The sequence below is a fragment of the Mesorhizobium sp. M7A.F.Ca.MR.362.00.0.0 genome, assembly GCF_004023175.1.
Classification (GTDB): Bacteria; Pseudomonadota; Alphaproteobacteria; order Rhizobiales; family Rhizobiaceae; genus Mesorhizobium.
Window position 1 is genome coordinate 3,896 of record NZ_RZTF01000026.1, and the last position, 2,835, is coordinate 6,730.

At 60.6% G+C, this 2,835-nt stretch carries 1 protein-coding gene; it reads left to right on the forward strand.

Annotated features, from left to right (window positions below; translation table 11 throughout):
• Positions 1–24 precede the first annotated feature (24 nt).
• Positions 25–2,835 (forward strand): DUF5801 repeats-in-toxin domain-containing protein (locus EOC06_RS06060; RefSeq protein ID WP_245469362.1); only part of this gene is annotated, 2,811 nt, incomplete at its 3' end.

Genomic DNA, 2,835 nt, shown 5'->3' on the forward strand with positions numbered 1-2,835 from the left:
CAGGACCTAACGCATCCAAACGTCGTGATCGGCGTCATTGGCACCTCTGACGCGGGCACTGAGCCCGCCGAGACCGGGCCGCTCGCCTTCTCGTTCGCCCTGATCAACACCAGCAACACCAATGCGGATTTGTATACGGTCCAGTACGTGCCGTTGTTCCATCCGGACGAGACCAACCCGGACGACCGCATCAATCTGGAAGACGCAGTGTTCGCCTCCGTTGCGGGAACCTCCGTGGTCAGTTTTTTGGGCGAGGACGCCGCGCCCGGCAACAATGATTTTTACTTGATCAATTCGCTCGATGACGCTTCCAAGCAGCTTCTGGTGATAGGCTTGAACGGTGGCACCGCCAACGTGAGTGAAAAGGGCTTCGGCGTCAACAACCAAAGCATTAATCCGGGCGAAACGCTCCAGGTCGATTTTGTGACCGGCGGTGATCTGGCCGCGGGTGATGCCTCGGAAATCCAGTACGATAGCCATCTCGAGACCGTCACGCGGGCCGGATTCACAATCAACCAGATCACGCCTTCTACTCCCACTGATCGGGTGGACGTCAGTATCGCTGCCTTCAACAATACGGGCAACGATCAAGGCACGGATTTCTTTGACGGCACCGCGACCAACCTCGTGAACATCACCAGCCTCACGTTGACGGGTGAATCAGGGTTTGCGTCCACCATCATCGCCAATGGCACCTATGCCACTGGGAGCGGCAACGTCACCGTCAGTGGGCTCGGCACGGGCATAGTCACCATCACCGGACTCGACAACGTCACCACCGTCGATGTCATCACCAGCAGCCCAATGGATCGGCTGCAGGTATCATCGGTCGATTCAAACGAAGGGCTCGATATCTCCGAGTTCCATTTCTCGACGACGAACACCAACGCCCACAGCGAAGAGGTCGGCTCCTTCATCAACTTCGACGATGACGGGCCGGCGGTGACAGCGGACGGCACTGTTCCGCCGCTGATTACCGACGATACCGACATTCCCGATACAGCGTCGGCAAGCTTCGCATCGGTCTTCAGCGTCGACGCCGGCGCCGATGGTCTCGACGGCATCACCTTTGCGCTCGACGTCAAGAGCACCGCTGTCGACAGTGGCCTCGACGACATGCTCAGCGGCGACAACATCCTGCTGCGCGTCAACCTCAATGGCCAAGTGGAAGGTTACCTGGAGAACGACACGGCTACGGTCGCCTTCCTGATCACCGTCGATGCCACCGGCGAGGTAACGCTGACCCAGAACCGCGCGATCGTCCATAACGATCCGGCAGATTCGGTGGAGAGCGGTGCTTCGGCGGCGGCACTTGCCGCGGCCGACCTCGTGACACTGACCGCGACCGCCACCGATGGTGACGGCGACACCGATGCTGCAACCGCCAATATCGGCGACGCCTTCCAGTTCGAGGATGACGGGCCGAGCGTGACCGCTGACGGTACGGTTGCGCCGCTGACCACCGACGACAGCGATCTTTCCGATACCACATCGGCAAGCTTTACTTCCGCCTTCAGCACCGACCTCGGCGCCGACGGCGGCGCCGTCACCTATGAGCTCGGCGTCAAGAGCGCAGACGTCGACAGCGGCCTCGACGACACGCTCAGCGGCGATAACATTCTGCTGCGCGTCAATGGCAACGGCGAAGTCGAAGGCTATCTGGAGAACGACACGGCTACGGTCGCCTTCCTGATCAGCGTCGATGAGAACACCGGCGAGGTAACGCTGACTCAGGACCGTTCGGTTATCCATAACGATCCGGCAGATCCCGTGGAGAGTGGCGCTTCGGCGGCGGTACTTGCCGCGGCCGATCTGGTTACTCTGACCGCGACCGCCACCGATGGTGACGGCGACACCGCCGAGGCAACAGCCAACATCGGCACTGCTTTCACCTTCGAGGATGACGGCCCGACGATCACGGTGCCGTTCGACGGTGATGCCTCCGGTGGTGGTAGCGATGGTACCCACGAAACCCTGGCTAATGCGGCCAATGCGTCCGCCACCGGAGCCTTCGGGTACGACATCGGCGCGGATGCTCGCCCGGGCGCGTTCTACGATGCCACGCACTCTGACTTCGTCGACCAGGATGGCGACCCGCTTAATGGCATCCAGATCGCACTCACCGGCTCGATCACCGGCGGCGGCGGGGGGAATATCCTTACCCCGGACGTGACGCTTGTGTCGGAGAGTGCAACCTCCGCGACCTTCGACTTCAGCTTCACCTACGACAAGGACCCAGCGGATCTCGTCCAGCCGGGCACGGCGGGCGGCACCCTCGTCTTCGACAAGGAGGACGGCACCTATACCATCACTCTGACCGACCCGCTCGAAGGCTTCAGCTTCGACCTTATCCACACCAGTGAACTCTTGTCCAAGCAGCCCACGAGCAATACGGGCCACCCGCAGATCGTGTTGGAACAATTGCAGGCGGATGACGGGACCACACAGAATGTGGACGAAGACTTCTACGTGCAGTTCACGGGCAACGCGATCAACAGATCCAACCCGTTCGGATTGACGAATAACGGCGAGGGGGCATCCAATCCCTTTGACTCCTCATTCGCCTTCGGCGCTCACGACATGGTGAGCAACGACAATGAAACATGGGTGTCTGCGACGCAGAACACCAACGGTGTCGCCGGTGACACGATCCAGAAAGGCGAATTGCTCACGTTGCGGTTCTTCGACAACAATGTCGGTATCGCAACCGAGGTGCAGCAGACACCGCAGACGTCGGCTTTCGCCGGCAGCATGGCCATCGAGTTCGACGGCATCGGCAACAGCGAGGACCTGATGCTGATCCTCAACCTGGCCGACAACGGTGCCGACAACATT